Source organism: Lentisphaera profundi (genome assembly GCF_028728065.1).
Taxonomy (GTDB): Bacteria; Verrucomicrobiota; Lentisphaeria; order Lentisphaerales; family Lentisphaeraceae; genus Lentisphaera; species Lentisphaera profundi.
Genome location: NZ_CP117811.1, coordinates 1,043,797 through 1,062,737, shown reverse-complemented (window position 1 = coordinate 1,062,737; position 18,941 = coordinate 1,043,797). Strand labels below are relative to the sequence as shown.

General features: G+C 44.3%; 14 protein-coding genes. 7 read left to right on the top strand and 7 right to left on the bottom strand.

Annotated elements, in window-relative coordinates:
- Positions 1 to 5: 5 nt before the first annotated feature.
- Genes PQO03_RS04375 through PQO03_RS04345 form a run of 7 tightly spaced genes read right to left on the bottom strand, consistent with a single transcriptional unit; the run spans position 6 to position 8,806 of the window.
- Entirely contained in the window at positions 6 to 884 is an 879-nt protein-coding gene (locus PQO03_RS04375; RefSeq protein ID WP_274151426.1) for an SMP-30/gluconolactonase/LRE family protein, read from the bottom strand.
- A 16-nt stretch (positions 885 to 900) separates the two neighbouring features.
- A complete protein-coding gene (locus PQO03_RS04370) occupies positions 901 to 2,220 on the bottom strand; it encodes an aspartate aminotransferase family protein (RefSeq protein WP_274151425.1) in 1,320 nt (439 codons plus the stop codon).
- Positions 2,220 to 3,398 carry a galactonate dehydratase gene (dgoD, locus tag PQO03_RS04365; protein WP_274151424.1) on the bottom strand — a complete coding sequence of 393 codons (1,179 nt, stop codon included), beginning with the start codon at positions 3,396 to 3,398 and terminating at the stop codon, positions 2,220 to 2,222. The genes PQO03_RS04370 and dgoD overlap by 1 nt, the downstream gene beginning before the upstream one ends.
- Before the next feature lie 13 nt (positions 3,399 to 3,411).
- Positions 3,412 to 4,797, bottom strand: coding sequence for a hypothetical protein (locus PQO03_RS04360; protein ID WP_274151423.1), 1,386 nt, complete (start codon positions 4,795 to 4,797; stop codon positions 3,412 to 3,414).
- A gap of 9 nt (positions 4,798 to 4,806) precedes the next feature.
- On the bottom strand, positions 4,807 to 5,589 hold the full coding sequence (locus PQO03_RS04355; protein ID WP_274151422.1) for an SDR family NAD(P)-dependent oxidoreductase: 783 nt from the start codon (positions 5,587 to 5,589) through the stop codon (positions 4,807 to 4,809).
- Positions 5,590 to 5,594: 5 nt separating this feature from the next.
- Positions 5,595 to 7,367 (bottom strand): SLC5 family protein, encoded by a 1,773-nt coding sequence (locus PQO03_RS04350; RefSeq protein ID WP_274151420.1) that lies wholly within the window; start codon positions 7,365 to 7,367, stop codon positions 5,595 to 5,597.
- 14 nt (positions 7,368 to 7,381) lie between these two features.
- Positions 7,382 to 8,806: an extracellular solute-binding protein gene (locus PQO03_RS04345; RefSeq protein ID WP_274151418.1), complete on the bottom strand. Its 1,425-nt coding sequence runs from the start codon at positions 8,804 to 8,806 to the stop codon at positions 7,382 to 7,384.
- 284 nt (positions 8,807 to 9,090) lie between these two features.
- Here PQO03_RS04345 and PQO03_RS04340 point away from each other — a divergent pair, with 284 nt between their 5' ends.
- From PQO03_RS04340 to PQO03_RS04310, 7 genes are all read left to right on the top strand, one after another.
- Positions 9,091 to 11,070 carry an FAD-binding and (Fe-S)-binding domain-containing protein gene (locus PQO03_RS04340; RefSeq protein ID WP_274151417.1) on the top strand — a complete coding sequence of 660 codons (1,980 nt, stop codon included), beginning with the start codon at positions 9,091 to 9,093 and terminating at the stop codon, positions 11,068 to 11,070.
- Positions 11,067 to 11,780 (top strand): (Fe-S)-binding protein, encoded by a 714-nt coding sequence (locus PQO03_RS04335; RefSeq protein ID WP_274151415.1) that lies wholly within the window; start codon positions 11,067 to 11,069, stop codon positions 11,778 to 11,780. The genes PQO03_RS04340 and PQO03_RS04335 overlap by 4 nt, the downstream gene beginning before the upstream one ends.
- A gap of 254 nt (positions 11,781 to 12,034) precedes the next feature.
- On the top strand, positions 12,035 to 12,844 hold the full coding sequence (locus PQO03_RS04330; protein ID WP_274151413.1) for a glycerophosphodiester phosphodiesterase: 810 nt from the start codon (positions 12,035 to 12,037) through the stop codon (positions 12,842 to 12,844).
- 570 nt (positions 12,845 to 13,414) lie between these two features.
- Complete coding sequence (locus tag PQO03_RS04325) at positions 13,415 to 13,936, top strand: sigma-70 family RNA polymerase sigma factor (RefSeq protein ID WP_274151412.1); 522 nt, start codon at positions 13,415 to 13,417, stop codon at positions 13,934 to 13,936.
- Position 13,937: 1 nt separating this feature from the next.
- The gene (locus PQO03_RS04320; protein ID WP_274151411.1) at positions 13,938 to 15,449 is read left to right on the top strand and encodes a LamG-like jellyroll fold domain-containing protein; all 1,512 of its coding nucleotides are present in this window, start codon (positions 13,938 to 13,940) and stop codon (positions 15,447 to 15,449) included.
- A gap of 22 nt (positions 15,450 to 15,471) precedes the next feature.
- On the top strand, positions 15,472 to 16,239 hold the full coding sequence (locus tag PQO03_RS04315; protein ID WP_274151409.1) for a type II secretion system protein: 768 nt from the start codon (positions 15,472 to 15,474) through the stop codon (positions 16,237 to 16,239).
- Positions 16,240 to 16,637: 398 nt separating this feature from the next.
- The gene (locus PQO03_RS04310; protein WP_274151407.1) at positions 16,638 to 18,647 is read left to right on the top strand and encodes a sulfatase family protein; all 2,010 of its coding nucleotides are present in this window, start codon (positions 16,638 to 16,640) and stop codon (positions 18,645 to 18,647) included.
- The last annotated feature ends 294 nt before the right edge of the window (positions 18,648 to 18,941 follow it).

Sequence of the window (18,941 nt, the reverse complement as noted above, 5' to 3'; positions counted from 1 at the left end):
TCTTTCTAAATAGTTGGGTAAAAGTCTGATAAAAAACCTTTTACAGACATTTCATACGTAAATATATAACCTGCTAAATCTTGCTTTTTTTTGTCTTGCTCAGCTAAACCGAGGCTCGCCGAGCTAATGAATAGAGTCGATAAATTTTCTCCGCCAAAAGTACAGCAAGTTACCTGACTCACCGGAAGTAAAATGCGCTCCAAGATCGCTTCTTTCTCTGGATCCACACAGATGACGCATCCGCCTCCCCAAACGGCCACCCAAAGACGTCCTTCTTCATCTATGGTCATGCCATCGAGAAAACCTTGCTCAGCATCCATCCTGAAAATTGTTCGACGCTTCTTTATCTCTCCGCTCGTGACATCATAGTCAAAGCTATCTATGCAGTGACGTCCGGTATCAATGTAGTACATCTTATCTTGTGATTTATTCCACACTAAGCCATTCGAGCAGTTTACCTCAGATAGTTTTGTAGCGATAGATCCATCACTAGCTAAGCAATAAAGATGACCGCACTTACCTTGCCCATCTTTGGCCATAGTCCCCGCCCAGTAGCGTCCGCGGGGATCGCACTTGCCATCGTTAAAACGATTATTGACTAAATGTTTTTCAGGGTCGGCAATAAACTCAATGCTCGCTTTATTCAGATCGTAAAAGGCAAAACCTTTCTCAGTTGCTAAAAGCAGGATATCTTCATTATCAGTCAAGGCTAAGGAGCCCACAGAATAGGGCAATTTAGCACATAAACGCACTTCCCTATTCGCGGCCCAAGAGAATATTTCTCCCTTGAGGATATCAAGCCAATACAAGCAATTGAGGCGGGGATCCCAAACCGGGCTTTCACCCAGTTCAGAAGCACTATTTTTAATGACATTTAAACTCATTAAAAAACCACGGCGCCTAGTGTTTAAGTTGAGAAACTACCGCTTCAGTTTGTCTCAGCGTTTCATCAATATCTTCTGCTGTATGAGCAAAAGAAATACTGCCCTGCTTAGTCGCTGTGGGGAAATTGAAGATGCCTTTTTCGATCAAGGCTTCACGGTAGACTTTATCCAAGTCCATATCGTTATGGGTGATCACATCAGTCCAGTTCTGTGGTGCGTGATCCATAAAATAGGTCACAAAAGCTGAGCCTTGACGTATCGTCGTGGTCTTGAAATTATGAGCATCAAAAATGGCCTTGAGGCCTTTTTCCATTTTCGCACCCAAAGTTTCGAGGTGACCATAGACTTCGGCTTCACGATCACGTAAGATTTTCAGCGTTGCAATGGCTGCTGCCACGGGTGTGGGGTGAGCATTATACGTGCCCGCGACCATGACGCGTTTCTTGGGATCTGGGTGAATGAAATAATCCATGATTTCTTTTTTACCACCGATCACACCTAGGGGATAACCATTCGCGACTGCTTTACCAAATGAGCATAAGTCAGGACGCACACCACAGATTGATTGATAGCCAGCTAAGGCATGACGAAAGCCAGTTTTAACTTCGTCAAAAACCAATAAAGTTCCGTAGGTATCGCATAGGGTACGAATGCCCTCAAGGAAACCCGCCTGCGGTTTGATGATACCAATATTTTGTAAAATCGGCTCCATTAGAATGGCGGCAATCTTTTTGGTCTTTAAGAGTGTTTCAATGGCTTCCAAATCATTATATTGTACCGCGTGTAATAATTTGGACTGCGTTGAAGGGATACCCGCACTCATGGCATTAAGTGGGCATTCACCACCTGGTTTCCAGCCCTTAATTTTTTCTAGTGGGTCCATTAAGTTAAACGCTACATCATTGTGCCAACCATTATAACCACCCTGCATAAGAATAACTTCTTCCCGTCCTGTAACCGAACGTGCTAAACGAATAGCATGGAAAGTAGCCTCTGATCCCGTATTAGTGATTTGAACGCTATCAAGATTGGGCACAAGAGTACAGAGGAGTTCAGCTAGCTCGCCTTCCCAAAGTGTCGGCCCCGCCCCCATGAGTGATTCATTATTTTGAATTGATTCAATGACGGCTTGATTCACCGTATCATCGTTATGACCCAAGAGATGGGGAGAAAATGCCGCATGATAATCAATATACTTATTGCCGTCTACATCATAGAGGTAGGCACCTTTGGCTTTGACAAAAGAGCGCACGGGATCAATGCTACGATTAAGGGAGACGACTCCCCCTGGGATAAATTTTTTGTTGTTTGCGAAAATAGTTTCTGCTTTATTCATTACCAATCTCCAATGCTGTTGTCTTCGTTAAAAGCTCTTTGCAATAATTCTTGTTTAAAGGGATATTTCTTGATTTCTTCTTCGTTTATTTCTATGCCCAAGCCGGGTTTTGTATTGGGGAATACGATCTGACCTTTGGGTTCAATCGTGTAGCCCTCAGTTACAATATCTTTTCTCCACGGCACATCTTCTGTAACGGTCTCACAGATGATGTAACTCGGCTGAGAAAAGCCGAACTCAAGCGAGGCCGCTGTACTAATCGGTCCTTGAGGATTGTGAGGTGCAAGTGCAATTCGATGAGCTTCTGCGAGTGCCGCAATACGTCTTGCTTCACTCAAGCCACCACAATGAGTGATATCGAGCTGACATATTTCACAACCGCGCGCTTCGAATAAAGTCTTGAACTGAGCCAAATGAGTGAGGCGTTCACCTGTGGCTACCGGGGTGGTCAAGGCTTTATTGATCATACTCAAACCCTCAACACTCTCTGGCCAACAGGGCTCTTCATAAAAGTAGAGATTGAAAGGCTCAAGTGCCTTACCAAATTTGAGGCCCATTGCCGGTGAAGGTCGCGCATGACAATCAACCATGATATCGATATTTTCGCCCACGGCTTCGCGCATGGCGGCCACATTATTGACGGCATAATTAATGGCGCGAGAACCCTCGATCGGCAAGGTACTTGGTACGGCCATGGTTTTAAACGCCGTATAACCTTTTTCCACAGCTTCTTGTGCCAATTCGCCAAAGCGCTTATGATCGTCATCAGACGTTTCGTAAAAATCTTCCATTTTGCCACCACCGAGGTGTGCATAAGTTCTGATATGATCACGAACCGGACCACCCCATAATTTACTACAAGGGACGCCAAGAAATTTACCTAAAATATCCCATAAAGCTATATCAATGCCCGCAATCGCCGTGGAGCGTACTATGCCATTGCCGTGCCAAAAGTGTTGGCGATACATCATCTGCCAGAGGTATTCAATACGTGTAGGATCTTCGCCAATAAGTAATTGGCTCAAGTCTTCAATAGCTCCCACAACGCCACGTGTATGCCATTCGAGTGTGGCTTCACCCCAACCGTGCAAACCGGGCTGATCAGTGATGATTTTTACAAAAATCCAGTTGCGCATTTTTGCATTGCAAACATGAGTTTCTATTTTTACTATCTTCATTTTATTTCCATTTCTACATTGTTTCTAATAAGAGAATATTAATTTTTTCGAGCATCGTCGCTTTCATTGATTCCAGTCCCCCTTGAGCAAAGGGTGTTTGCCAAACGGAATAGATATTATGCTCGTAGAGTTCCTTTTCAGGTAGGTAGCCATTAGCTCCATTGATGAGGTTTAATACGAGGATGGGCAATTCTGGAAACTCTTGCCTGAGGGTGACTTGCAAGTAGGAGTAATGTTCGGCTGAACTACCGACAATAATCATCTCGCCCAAACGCCAAACCCAGGTGTCGAGAGTAAAGTCTTCGGCATTTTCGAGAGATTTTCTGACTCTTAGTTTTCTCAATAAGCGTTCTTGTAAAACACGATCACTACAGGCTTCGAGCTCTTGCTCAATGGCGGCTATATCTAGCCATTCATCTTTAATTTTAATCGGAGCCGCACACTTAAGGGCTTGTGTGTTGCGGGGGAAACAGACCGCTTCACTATCCCATACAGCTAAGGGGGCACCCGATTCTTTGATTTCTCTTAAAAAAAGTTTTTGTGCTGGAGGCAATGACTCCAGTCCTTGTAAGACGGCATAAGCTAATCGACGCCCATGCCTATCGGCGACGGCCACATCGCCTACATATTGCTGGGCCGGAGCCAAGTCTCCGCAAGCACCTATGAGAAACATACATAGGGCATCGGGATATTGATTCTCTACTGTAAGACGCAAGGCGGCCACATAATCTGGTGATAGCTGGGTATTTTCCCAAGCCAAAGTTGTGGGGTGGCAGGCATAATTAACGATCACCGCAAAGAGTTCACCTGCTGAGTCACTCACACGACCGATCAAGACTGTATCGTCCGTTTTCTTATCGGGATTGAAACCCACCACAAAGCGCTCGTCTTGGGGATCTTTAAAATCTCTATTCGTCGCCAAATCACAATGCGATACAAGCCAGTCTAAATTTGCCTCGCGGCAGTTTTCTTTGGCTTCTTGCGCCGCCGCCACAAACTCATTCTTTAGTGTTTGAATATAGGGTTCAATATATTCTCCACCCGGTTTATCTTTATTATCTCGGGTCAATTGCACTCCCGCATGAGTATGGGAAATACTGATAATGACGCGACTCACAGCTGTTTTTAAATGCTTAATTACAGCTTCACGACAAAGCCATTCATCGTTCGGATCAGACCACACAAAACCATCAAAAGCCATGAGTACAAATGGACCAAGATCATCCTCAGCTTCTACAACTTGAGCTGTAACAGTAAAGGGATGATGAATGGCTGTAGCACAATCAAAATTGGCCGCACCCCAACACCGTGAATAAATGCCAATGGGAGGCGTGATATCCCGGCGGGCTAAGCCTATTTTTCCACTAAAGCCCCTAGGCTTGCTTGCATCATAATCCATGGTGATTTCCTATTTAGTCGAGCACTCGGTATTCAAACTCAAGCCGCCATCCATCAGCAAAATCGTACCGGTAATATGGCAGTTATCAAAAGAACTCAAATAGACGATTTGTTCGGCAATATCCTGGGGCGTCAAGAAGCGCCCAAGCGGAACTTGTTCGAGTAAGCTCTCTTTGATTTGTGGCTTCTCTCTGAAAATCTTGGCACTGAGGCCGGCATCAACAATGCCCGGCGCAATTTCATTGATCAAAATTTGATCAGGGGCATACTCTTTTGCTGCACACTTCATCAGCATGCGAAGTCCCGCCTTACTCGTGCAATAGGCAGGTAAATTTCTGTGGACGTTTTCAGCTGCCCAACTTCCTACAACCACCATGCGCCCGGGTTTTTTCGCTTGTGAAAGACGATTAGCACATTGACTAATGAGGTTAAAACTGCCTGTTAAATTAATGGCGATTTGGCGCTGCCATTCTTCCACATCAATTTCACGCAAACTCATTTGTTTGGTGACGGCGGCATTGCTGACAACAATATCTGGTAGACCTAAGTCCTCAGTGACTTGATCAATCCAATTATTAACTTCGCTCGCTTCAGTCACATCGCACTTTTGATAATGAAAGCGGCAGCCCAGAGCTTCCACCTGATCTCGCAAATCACTAAGTGCTTCTGGCTCAAGAATATCACCTGCGGCAATATTCGCTCCTTGTTGAGCGTATGCCATAACGGTGGCACGGCCTATATCACCCGCGGCGCCAGAGATTATAACGGTATGTCCATTTAATTTTTTATTCATTTTCATTACCAAAATTTAATCACTAGAGCGATAATAATCACCACAAAAAGGCCCCACCACAACAAAATATTGTGATACCATTTACTGCCCGAAATACCTTCAAAAATATTGAGCTTACTCCAGTTCATTGTTAAACTATCGCTTACTTTCTCTGGCGCAGGCGGCGCTGTCATTAGACTAACAACTATGCAAACCACCATACAGAAGGCCCAGTTGACCGCCGCTTGATTGAGGAATGAATTGAGCCAGGGGAAAAAGTTGGCGTCAAAGACGCCCATGCCAACCAATATTTTCAGACTAATACCTAAAACAAAACCCAATGAAACTGCCCATAAGGCACCCGTCCCATTGATCCGTCTCCACAAGATCCCCAAGAGGAATACCGCGGCGAAAGGCGGCGCAAAGAAGGAGTACAATGATTGCACGTAAACAAAGATATCGGCATCACTAAAGTAAAACATACCATAGGCAATCATTACGGATAACACTAAGAAGCCGATCGATGACCAAACACCACAACGTATTTGCGCTTTCTCGCTTATGTTGGGATTGATGTGTTCCTTGACAATATCAATTGTAAAAATGGTCGAGGTCGAGTTTAGAACTGAATTCACTGTTGATTGGATAGCACCAAACAAAGCTGCGAGAAAGAGCCCCACTAGGCCCACAGGAAGATACTGTTTAACCAAGAGCAAGTAAGCTCCATCAGCAATAGTTCCCAAGGTATTGAATTCACCTCTGAGTAATTCGGGGTGAGTGGCGAAGAGAATGAGTCCCGGCACCACGATAAGAAAAGGCAATACGATTTTGAGATAGCCCGCCAAGACCATTCCCATTCGCGCATCCCACTGACTCTTAGCGCCCAGGATACGCTGAATAATAAATTGGTTAATGACGTTATACCAAATACTTATGGTAAAAGTAATCAAAATGAGCTGGGGCCACGGGATAACTTTGTGGGTCAGAGGCTGAACCACTGAGAGCCTGTTATAACTAGTCTCGCCCGGCCCTGCAATGGTCTCGGCATGTTGCGCCACCACTTCTTGCCACACACCTGTTTGCGCTTCATTACGCTCAATCATGATTTTCCAGCCTTCCACTAGAGAATTAGCTTCTCCAGATAAAGATTTCAGGCCAAAATAGCTTATCCCTGTAATACCAGCGATAATGAAAATGAGTGTGAGGAAGTCAGTCCAAGCCACCGAGCGTAAGCCGCCGTATATTGCCCAAATACCAGAAAAGAACGCAATCACAATAATCCCAATGAGCAGGTTCCAATCCATCGTCAGTCCCATGAAAGAAGAGGCTTCCACCTTCATACCCATCACTTCCCTTAGAGTGAGACCACCGATATACAAAACGGCTGCGAGAAATGTTGTGATATTTGCCAAAATCGTGATGATCGCAAAAAAGAGTCGCATCGAAGGATTGAAACGCTTTTCTAAAAATTGCGGAATGGTGAAAACACGAGAAGCCAATAAGAAAGGAATAAATAGCCAGATCAATAAAGAAAAGGACATGATATTGCCCCATGACCAAACGGCAATGCAAATACCGTAAAGGAAGGCTCCACCAATGGCACCGACAATTTCTGGCGCTGAAATATTAGACGCTACTTGTGATGTTCCCACCACATACCACGGCAAAGAACGACCTGCCAAAAAATAATCATCCGCCTTCAGTTTTTCTTTTTTCCCCGCCCACCAACCGACGAGACATAAAACTAAGACATAGGCCCCAAGTACGAGCAGATCTATATTTGTTATCAGGTTATCCATTGCCGCAAACATAATTAAATAGACCCCTTGGAGTGACTCATGAGGTAGTCAATATTGGCGGCCGTTTCCTCGAGCACATTCTCAAGTTTAGCTTGACCATTGAGTGCACGACTAATGGCGTGCCCCAAAAGGCCAATCGCCAACTGATACGAGGGCAAGTACGACGAAGATCGACGTCCCTCGAGTGCTTCTTGTAAAACAAGTTGCGCAAAGGGCTCTTGATAAATTTCATTTTCGAGTAAACTGCGTCGTGGAGGTAGGTAGCCCTGTTCTCTATAATTTAGTTCCGCTAATTGACTATCATTGAGAATCGTATCAATCAACTTGCTCCCCAGTAATTGATTCTCTGATTGCGCAAAGAGGCTTAAAGCGTGATTCGCATTAAGTGAAGAAGACTTACCTTGCGCATCTTTTGGCAAGCTAATGGCCTTGATCTTCATCTTGCTATTTTTAAAGAAATCTTCACCTCTTGGCCCATCAATAATGAAAGCCGATCGACCTTGCTCAAAGAGTTGACGAACATTCCAAATGGAGATTTTTTCAGGTGAGTTTGCAAGACATTTTTTGTAACTAATCAAAGTTTCTCTTGCTTCTTGACCACCAATAGCGATTTCGCCCTGTGCATTGAAAAAATTGCCTCCCGCCGCAAACAACCAGGGCAAAAACCACTGCCCCGTAACTTCATCACTCAGGTTGGGAGCTAGAAAACCATGGTAATCTTGACCTTGATCATTTTGACGCCCGGCCTGATTAACTGCTTCAATTAATTGAACGAATTCAGCTAAGTTTTGTGGTTCGGCATCGCTAGCCAAACCACATTGCTCGAGAATATCGCAATTGACATATAAAAGCATCGGCACTAAGCTAAAATCGATAGAGTACAATTCTTCTTTAGAATGCTTTTTGTCATCAGCCCATGTTAAGTGGTCTTGCACAATATTTTGCGATAACTTGTCTTCTAAAGGTTCAAGTACCCCTAAGCTAGCCAGGTGACCCGTCCAGTTGCGCGATACCTGAGCTAAGTCAGGTGCCTCTCCCCTGCCTGCAGAGCGAGTCAATTCTTCTTGCATTTCACTATAATGCAAAGTCTGTGCATCTATCTTTAAATTATTTTGCGCATCCTGAAAGTCATCTAAAAGTTGATCCCAAACTTCAACTCCAGATTTTTCTGAAGCCATCCAGCCCATAAATTTTATTTCGTTTTGTTTGGCTCTTTTAACGAAGGCACCTCTTTTTTCCGTACGTTCCAATAAGTTGTCGGATATTAAAGTAGAGACCACTTTATTCATCGTCGCCTGGGAGCATTGATAATCCAAAGCCAACTGACGTTCACTAGGTAACTTAGAGCCCACTGGAAATTCAAGTAGTACAATCCTTTCACGCACATGATCCAAAATTTGATCAAAACGGCTGATCTGCATTATTTTTTTGTTTATCATTTTACTTCTCCAAAATTACTAAATGAAAGTTTGATTAATCAATTAATCATAACAGCTTGAAATCTATTCGTCAAGCAGATATGATAAGTTTATACAAAACTTCACTGACAATAATTCAATCACTAAGTCAGCTTATAAGACAATTGGAGTGAAATAAATAAATAAATAAATAAGTTAATTCAGTTTGGAAACAATCATAATGATAAACCTTCATCCACAGCTCCCTGCGAACTTAAGGCCCTATACAATAGCTAGCTCCAAACACCATAAAACGGATTCGATCAATGAGCTTTAAAAAGTTCTACCAACAGATAAGCAAAGAAATTTCATCACCGCGCTTACTCACTAAGCCCATGGAACTTTTAGCCCATGGTACCGATGCGAGTTTTTATCGACTGACGCCAAAACTTGTTGTAAAGGCGGCAAATGAAGAGCATATACAAAGCTTGCTGACCCATGCATACAAAGAAGATGTCTCACTCACTTTTCGCACAGCTGGCACCAGCCTATCGGGTCAGGCCGTCACTGACTCCGTCTTAGTAAAGCTTGGTCACGATTGGAATGATTATACTATTGAGGCTGAGGGTTCATTAATTCGTTTACAGCCCGGCATCATTGGTTCACGAGCCAATCATTATCTGAAATCCTATGGGCGTAAAATCGGCCCTGATCCCGCCTCAATTGATTCTGCCATGATTGGAGGAATCGCAGCGAATAATGCTAGCGGTATGTGCTGCGGCACCGCTCAAAACTCCTATCAAACTCTCGCCGGCATACGCCTCATTTTAGCTGATGGAACCCTCTTGGATAGTCGCGACTCGACTTCTGTAGAGAACTTTAAAAAACAGCAAGCTAGTCTCTTGAACTCACTCAGTAAAATTCGACAGGAGATCCTGGCGGATTCGCAACTACATGAGACCATCAAAAGAAAATACAAAATAAAAAATACCAGTGGCTATGGACTCAATAGTTTTATTGATTTTGAAGATCCCCTCGATATTCTCCTCCACTTAATTATTGGTTCTGAAGGCACCTTAGCCTTCATCTCAGACATTACTTACAAGACTGTTATTGACCCGCAATTTAAGTCTTGCTCGCTCATTTTATTCAAAAATATTGCACAAGCTTGCCAAGCTAGTGCCGAGCTTAAAAAATCCCCTGTTGCAGCTGTCGAACTCATGGACGAAGCCTCCCTTCAGTGCATGGCGGGCCGACCTAATGTACCCAATGAAATTGCTCCGGGCATGGTTGCACTTCTCGTCGATCTACGCGCTTGCAGTTCCGAAGAATTAAAGACAAAAATAGAAAAAGTACAGCTATGTATAAAAGATTACGGGCTTGACTATAACTTCACTTCCGATGCTAAAACTTATGCCAACTTATGGGAAATTCGCAAGGGTTTATTCCCTATCGTCGGAGCTAATCGTGACAGCGGAACCACCGTTATCATCGAAGATGTTTGCTTCCCCTTAGATGAATTAGCCCAAGCCACTGTGGCACTACAAAATTTACTGCTCAAACATGGCTATGATAAGGCGATCATTTTTGGCCATGCACTGGAAGGGAATTTACATTTTGTCTTCACTCAGGATTTTAATCAAGCCAGCGAAGTGCAACGCTATGCCTCATTCATGGATGACTTGTCCGAATTAGTTTGTGATCAATATCACGGCTCACTCAAAGCAGAACATGGTACAGGACGTAATATGGCTCCTTTCATTGAAGCTGAATGGGGGGCTAATGCCTATCGTTTAATGCAGCAAGTAAAAAATATTTTCGATCCTAAAAATATCCTCAATCCAGATGTCATTATATCCACGAATTCGCAACTCCACCTCCAAAACCTCAAACCCATCCCCCAGGCAGATGCACTCGTCGATCAATGTATTGAGTGTGGTTTTTGTGAATCGGCCTGCCCTTCAAAGGATCTCACCCTATCACCTCGTCAGCGTATAGCTGTATGGCGCGAGATTAAACGTCAAGAAAACGCAGGTGAAGATACAAAAAACTGGCTAAAGGATTTTCAATATTTAGGAAATGATACCTGTGCAGCCGATGGCATGTGTGCCACAAAATGCCCCGTCGATATAGATACGGGTCAACTCATTAAAAAATTGCGCACCCTGCAACATAGCAGCCTCACTCGCTCAGTAGCGCAATTCAGTGCTAAGCATTTCAGTTTAAGTCAATCATTTATTAAGACCGGGCTTAAGCTTGCTAAAGTCACAGGGAAATACCCCCAGCAGCCAAAAACGAAGTCTTGACTTTAGCCCAAGGAGATGGTCCTAAAGTCATTTATTTTAGTTCATGTGTCAACTCCGTCTTAGCTCCCGAATCAGGGAAAAGCACTCCCAAAAGTGTTTTATCTTTACTTAAAAAAGCAGGTTTTCACGTATTGATGCCTGAGTCACCAAAGTCACTCTGCTGTGGCATGCCCTATGAGAGCAAGGGATTTGACAAAAGCGCAAAGAATAAAACTCTTGAACTCCAAAACTCCTTATGGCAATTATCCGACCAAGGGCGCATTGCTATCATCTGCGATAACTCACCCTGTAGCTATCACATGATCAATACACTCACGGATAAATTAAAAGTATTAGATGCCCCAAGTTTTTTTGCTCAACATCTCGACTTATTTAAGATTACAAAAACTCAAAATTCTTTACTCACCTTCTCGGTCTGCAGCCAACAAAAAGCCGGTGAATCTGCAGCTCTTAACAAAATTGCCCAAGCCTGTAGTCAAAAGCTAAAAGAAGTCGAAGAAATTACCTGTTGTGGCTTTGCTGGCGATCGTGGCTTCTCTCATCCCGAACTCAATAGCTCTTCACTCAAAAGCCTTCGTGATCAAGTGGGCAAATGTACCAAGGGCTACTCCTCGAGTCGCAGTTGTGAAATTGGCCTCAAAACTCATTCCGGAATCCCCTTCAACAGCATCCTGCAACTTCTCGATGAATGCAGCGCTCCTAAGGAATAAATCAGAACTCACCTGTTGACTCCCTACAATTATTTACAGCGCCAGTATCTAATATTTATTTTGAAAAATGTAACAAAGGATTTTTTATCTTGTTTAATATTAGCGAGTTCATAAACTGAGTCCGTGCGCCGAGTTTCCTTATCGTGATAAGCAAGACCTTGGTGACCTTCGAACTGTTCACTCTGGATATAAACTGTAAATGATCGACCTTAGCTCAAGTGAGCTCATGCTAAAAAAACTAGGAAAAACAAGCCATGATTAAAGTTCTTCTTTTCAGCTTCACTCTATTTCTTCAATTGAGTCTGCTCGCTGATACGCTCATTATCGCCCATCGCGGTGCCTCTAAGCAAGCACCAGAGAATACCCTACCCGCTTTTGAACTAGCTTGGAAACAGGGCGCGGATGCGATCGAAGCCGATTTTCGTATGACAAAAGATGGACATGTGGTCTGTATTCACGATGCGAATACAAAGAAAACCGCCGATAAAAATTTAATCATTGCTAAGTCTACTTTGAGTGAACTAAAGAAACTAGATTTTGGATTATTTAAGGGCAAACAATTTAAGGGAACGCGAATCCCGACAATTGAGGAAGTATTTGCCTCTATTCCAAAGGGAAAAAAGATTTTTATCGAAATCAAGTCTGGCCCCGAAACGGTTCAACCCCTCCTAAAAGCAATAAAACAGAGTTCTCTTCAGCCGGAACAAATTGCTATAATTGGATTTAAAGAAAAAATTCTTCTGGACATCAAAAAGCATGCGCCCCACATATATACTTCTTGGCTTTGCAGTCTCAAAAAAGATAAGAGAGGCAAAATGAAGCCCTCTTTAGAATCCATCATGAAAACTATCAAAGCATGCCAAATCGATGGTTTTAGCTCCTCATATAATCAACTCAATCAAGAAATAATTCAAACACTCCAAAAACAAGGGACTGATTGCCATGTCTGGACAATTAATGATACCCGCCACGCTAAGAAATTTGTCGCTTGGAAGATCAATTCTATCACTACAGACTTACCCGAAAAAATTAAAGTAGTGTTAGCACAGGACTCCAAGGACTAAATTTTCGAATTTTGATTTCATGCTTATTTGCAAGTTATTGAACTAAATGACCAGGGATTAATTAGCAGATTTGTTTAAGACTACATACATTACTTTTGTCTGGCTTCATGATGGACTCCTTTTTTTGTCGTTATTAAAAGAAACATCTAAAGCTGGATTTTTCATATCTTAGTTATTTTTTTATGGGATGGCTGTGAATAAAATTAATTATTCCAAATGGCTTTCAATCGAAGTCTTCAACTATGATGAAGGATAGGAAAACATCGCCCGCAATGGAATTAACTTCCTCTAGCAATGTGAGTGAGTATTCATTAAATAATTCGCTTAAGTACTTGCCCATATAGTGCCCACCAAAAGTCTTGTAGGATGGGCTGTTTCGAAGTTTAATCTAAAAACTAAACCGAGTAAACAATCACAAAAACCAATATCCCTTGTCCGTACTAACTACCAGTAAATGACTATTTCTTTCTTTTTTATCAAAATATTATTTTTTTTCACGTAAGATTCCTAATCAAGCGGGAGTTATACTAATAGAGAACCTATTATCTAAATAAAAAAATAAGTGACTTTATGGCTGAAACTGATGACAGTAACGAGGCTTTCGTTAGACTGCTAGCAAAGCATGACCCCACTATCCGATCCTATATCCGAGCATCTATCCCCAATTCATCGGATCTTGCAGAAGTCATGCAGCAAGTCTGTATTATCGCTTGGAAAAAGTTCTCGACTTTGGATGATCCAGAAAATGCCTTTGTTAAATGGACTTGTGCCATCGCCCGTTACGAAATCCTAAAATTTCGTCGAGGTAAAGCCAGAGACCGCCTCGTTCTAGATGATGATATCATCGACAAACTGGCCGAAGAAGGCATAGAGGAATCTTCATCGCGTCAACATTGGCTCAAGGCCTTAGATATTTGTCTAGCAAAATTCCCCGAGTCCCGACGTGACTTACTACTTAAGGCCTATCATCCTGATACCACAATAAAGGAACTCGCCTCTAATATGAATAAAAAGCCTAATGCTCTTTACCAGATCCTTTCGCGTTTGCGCTTAAGCCTGGTCAACTGTATTGAACAAAACAAGGCGTTTTAATATGACACCTCAGCAAGATCAATTATTTTGTCGCTATTTCGATGGCAGACTCACGGAAAAAGACAAAAACGAGCTCCAAGAACTACTTAGAAAAAGTTCTGAGGCAAGAAAGAAATTGCGCATGCTCGCCACAGTTAGCGAAGGACTCGCCAATCATGATTTTAATGATAAAGCTCTTCCCCTAATCACTAAGAATTCTAGACAGAATACATTTATTCCATGGACTGTTGCCGCTGTAGCAATCTTTGTTGCCTGCTTTTCTTGGGTTGATAGCCATCAACCACAAGCTAAACCCCTTGATCCCCCTGATTCATTTATCGCCTTACTCGTCGACCAGGCAGGAGCCGAATTTACTGATAATAACGCACCCAATGGCATTCGCTTTAAAAAAGGTCCGCACCAACTTAAAAATGGAACAATCCATCTGCGCTTTGCCAATGGGGCTGACGTGGTCATGAAAGCTCCCGCCTCGTTCGAAATTGAAGATGGTTTTAATATGCGACTGCACCATGGAAAAATTTGGGCCATGGCACCCCCAAGTGCTCAGGGATTTACTGTAGCAACTCCCGGCATCGACTATGAAGACCTCGGCACTGAGTTCACGATCTCGGTAGACTCCAAAACAGGCGCGAGTCAACTCTTTGTAGTCGATGGTCAAGTCGATGCAAGGGATCCTCATTCTAAAAAACTACTGTCTTCAGTAACTGAAGGCAAATCCCTACAGTTTACAGAAGGCAAGCTGACTCATAAAAGCTCAATAATCCCCGAACCCTACCCAAATCCTGGAGATATTGGTTTCCTTCGCTGGGAGCTCGAGAGTGCGGAATTTGGCAAAAATGACCCCGATCTCATTGCCTTCTACCCATTTAATGAATCTGAATCTCTTCAAAATGAAGCTCCCCATGCTCTCACTAGTGATGGCCAGATTCATGGTGCCCGCTGGGTTTCTGGGCGTTGGCCAAACAAGCGGGCCTTATTATTTGATCGCGACAGTGATTTTGTGGAGTTGAATATACCCGGAGAGTTTCAGGAATTGACTTTTAGTACCTGGATCAAATTAGATCATATTAATCATACTCTCAATTCAATTTTTAACTCAAATAGCTGGGACATGGGAGATGTCCACTGGAATATCCATCGCAATGGTTCCTTAAGCCTTGGCTACAAGGGCGCTAGACCTACAACAAATATGAGTTTTAAAACTCTGCCAACAAATCAGTGGGTTCACCTCGCGGGAACTCTTTCTAAAAGATCTGGGAAAAGCTGTATTTACATCAATGGTGAACTCACTGAAATAAGAGATCTCGAAACCAAAGACAGCTCAATCAAACCTGGTCTCGGACGCATTGGCAACTGGTTCATGGGGGATAGAAAAGACAAGGCTCCTATACGTGGCCTACGCGGTAAAATAGATGAATTCGCCATCTGGAAACGCAGCCTCAATCAAGAAGAAATCAAAGCACTGGTTGAGAAGGGTAAACCCAGTGCCTTGTGGTCTATCGCAAATCAATAAAAATTAACAAGGAACTTGTAAAATGAAAAAATTAAACAATCAGAGTTTCACCTTAATCGAACTTTTGGTAGTCGTTGCCATTATCGGCATCCTCGCAAGCCTTCTCCTTCCCAGCTTGTCTAGAGCCAGGGAAAAAGCAAAGATGGCTAGCTGTAAGAGCCAACAAAGGCAAATAGGCACTATGTTAATCATGTATACTGATGATAATAATTCTTCCTACCCTACTCAAGGTTGGTCTACAGGTATTTCTTGGGATGATAGGCTCTCGGATTACGATGGTCGTTACTTAACTGACACTCAAAAACAAGCAGGTGTTTTAGCTGCATCTGAAGGTGTTCAAGCTGATCTTTACGCTTGTCCGAGTGACACCGTTGAACGTGATTATTGGGGAAACACAGATGTCTTAACCTTGAGTTATTCTTTGTCTAAAAGATTTCTAGTTAGTGGAGTAAGCCCAAGAAGCTACGCTCGCGGAATCTGTGCCGCACTTGATGGTGGCACTCACGCTGGGCCATCACGAAAAATCACTGATTTAAACAAGCCCTCCGAAACACTAATTATGGCAGAAAAATCCAACCCTGGAAATTTAGTGGGATTTAGAGATGGACGTATTGCCCCGAACCCTGATCAAAACTCGATTATCAACCATGATGGCCAATTTGGTGCTAATTACCTTTTAGGCGATAATAGTGTACGCTCTTTAACCTTCCTCGCCACCATGGTTAGGTCCGATGGCACCATGGCGACTAATAATGACGTAAGAGAAAGCATGTGGGATGCCGGCGAGTAAGGCCCTTCACAAGAGTTGTAATCATGCATAGATTAAAAAACAATACGATTACCCATAAAGCGGGGCAAAGCCCCGAATTGCCTGGTCAAGGAATGGCAATTCCTTGTAGGGGGAGCTCGAGGGGGACGAAGTCCCTATCGTGTGCGAAGCACAATGCCCTCTATTCTGGGTAATCGTGAAAAACAAAGACTTATAATTTTAAAAGCTACTGAGCAAGGCAAACTAACACCGCTTATTCGACGCTACCGCCACATTTACCGCAACGAGATAAATGTATGCCCCCGAAAGAACGGAACGGAACGGAACGGAAATCAAATTAAAAAAATCTTGAAACATAAAACTAAAAGTAATAAATGACAAAATTAAAAAGATCGATAAAAAGCAAGGGGACTGCTCTAATGCTAGCCAAAACCGTCATAATTTCCTTGGCCAGCGTCTCACCGTCTCTAAACGCTACAGAAAACAAAGGTTCGACGAGCATTGAAAAACCCAACATCATCGTCATCATGGCAGACGATCTGGGATACGGAGATGTGGGCTGCTATGGCGCTAAAGCTAAGAATGTAAAAACGCCGCACATTGACCGATTGGCCGCCCGGGGACTGCGCTTTACCAGTGGGTATGCGTCGGCCTCTACTTGCACCCCTACGCGTTACTCCCTGCTCACCGGGACCTATGCCTTTCGTAACAAAGGCACGGGGATCGCTGGTCCGAGTTCTCCCGCCCTGATCCGGCCGGATGTGGTGACCATGCCTGACCTGCTGCAAAAAGCGGGTTACAAAACAGCGGCCATCGGCAAGTGGCACCTTGGTCTGGGAGATAAAAAACCAGACTGGAATGGTGACCTCAAGCCTGGCCCACTCGAAATTGGTTTTGATTATTCCTTCCTCCTGCCCACCACCAATGACCGGGTGCCGCAAGTCTATGTGGAGAACCACCGGGTGCTCAACCTCGATCCCAAAGACCCACTCTGGGTCGGTCATAAAAGCCCAAGCGAAGATCACAAAACGGGCATCAACCATCGCGAAGGGCTCAAGATGGACTGGAGCCACGGCCACAATAGCACCATCCACAATGGCATTAGCCGGATCGGCTTCTACACCGGTGGCCACGCCGCCCGTTTCCGCGATGAAGACCTCGCAGACAAGTGGGTGGAGAAGTCCGAGGCGTGGATTAAACAAAACAAAGACAAGCCGTTTTTCCTCTACTTAGCCTCGCACGATATCCACGTGCCACGCATGCCGCATGAACGTTTTCATGGCAAATCCCGCACCGGTTTCCGCGGTGATGCCATCGTCCAGCTCGACTGGACTGTCGGCGAAGTCGTCCGAATTCTGAAAGAGCAAGGGCTGGAGAAAAACACCATGATTGTTTTCTGCTCGGATAACGGCTCGGTTCTCGATGATGGTTACAAAGACGGCGCCGTGGAAAAGCTGCACGACCACCAGCCCGCTGGTCCTTATTCCGGGGGTAAATACACAATCCAGGAAGGTGGCACCCGCACGCCTTTCATCACCTGGTGGCCGGGAACGATCAAGCCTGGTGTCTCAGAGCAAATCGTTTGCACCATTGATTTGGCCAATAGCCTCGCCACCCACCTCGGCGTTGCCATCCCAGAGGGTGCCTGCCTGGATAGCCTCGATGTGATGCCCGCCCTTCTCGGCAAAGAAGGGGCCAAGGGGCGCGATAACCTGATCCAACAAGACAACGGCAATGCCGGCACTCTCAGTTCGTTTGGCTACCGCTCAGGTAAGTGGAAAATCCAACGCAAAAATGCTTTCGATCGCAAAACAAAAATTGCCAACGAAGATCCCGCTAAAATGAAATTCTCTCTCTACGACCTGGATAATGACCCTGCAGAGAAGAAGGACGTCGCCAAGCAGAACGCTCAAATCTTCGCTCGCCTGAAAGGGGAGTTACAGAAGCAGCTCGACGATGGCCGCACTAGGCACTACAACGCTGAAACAGAAGCAGACAAGGTTGCGGAGAACCTCAAGGTCACGCAAAAGAAAACCGTGCAGGAAACCGCTCTTGGCAAAATGACCGTGACAACCACCTTCCGGGGAGGTGTCAAGATACTGGAGCAGGTGACGCCTCCCGACGAGAGCATGAACACCGTATTTTACGTGTTCCTCAATGGCTCCAAGGTGTTGACCTATAAGTCGGGGCCAATGGGCACCGAGTTGAGTGGCGCAGGCATGGGCCGCAGGCAGATCAAGCCAGAATACACCATCAAGATGGCAGGCGACAAGTGGTCGGTCATTAAGGCGGTCACCATTTACAGCGCTGATTACACAACTACTTTTGACGGTTTTAGGCTGAAGGACGGGGAACTCATACCATGGAGTGCCGAGAAGCTTGCCAACTGGCGTAAGTTAAGGTCAGAAGCTCCCCAGAAGGTGCAGTAGCGGAGCCTTTAACGGGCTGTCACTCATCGTGCTCGCCCATTTATGAGTTTTGCGAGTTCATTGTTGCAAGTAATGAACCTGCCGCTTGTTCGATGGGGAATAAGGAAACGAACATTCACCCTGCATGTTTTTAAGGAAAATGTGGAGCGGATGAGGATGGCTAAATGCCATCACAAAGCAAACGACTCTGAGTATTCTTTGCAGAATAAACCATAAGATTTCCCCGCTGACGGGAGTGTGAATGTGAGGGCGTAGTGCATAAGTGGTGGTTAATTCTTTCTGCTTACCGCGAAT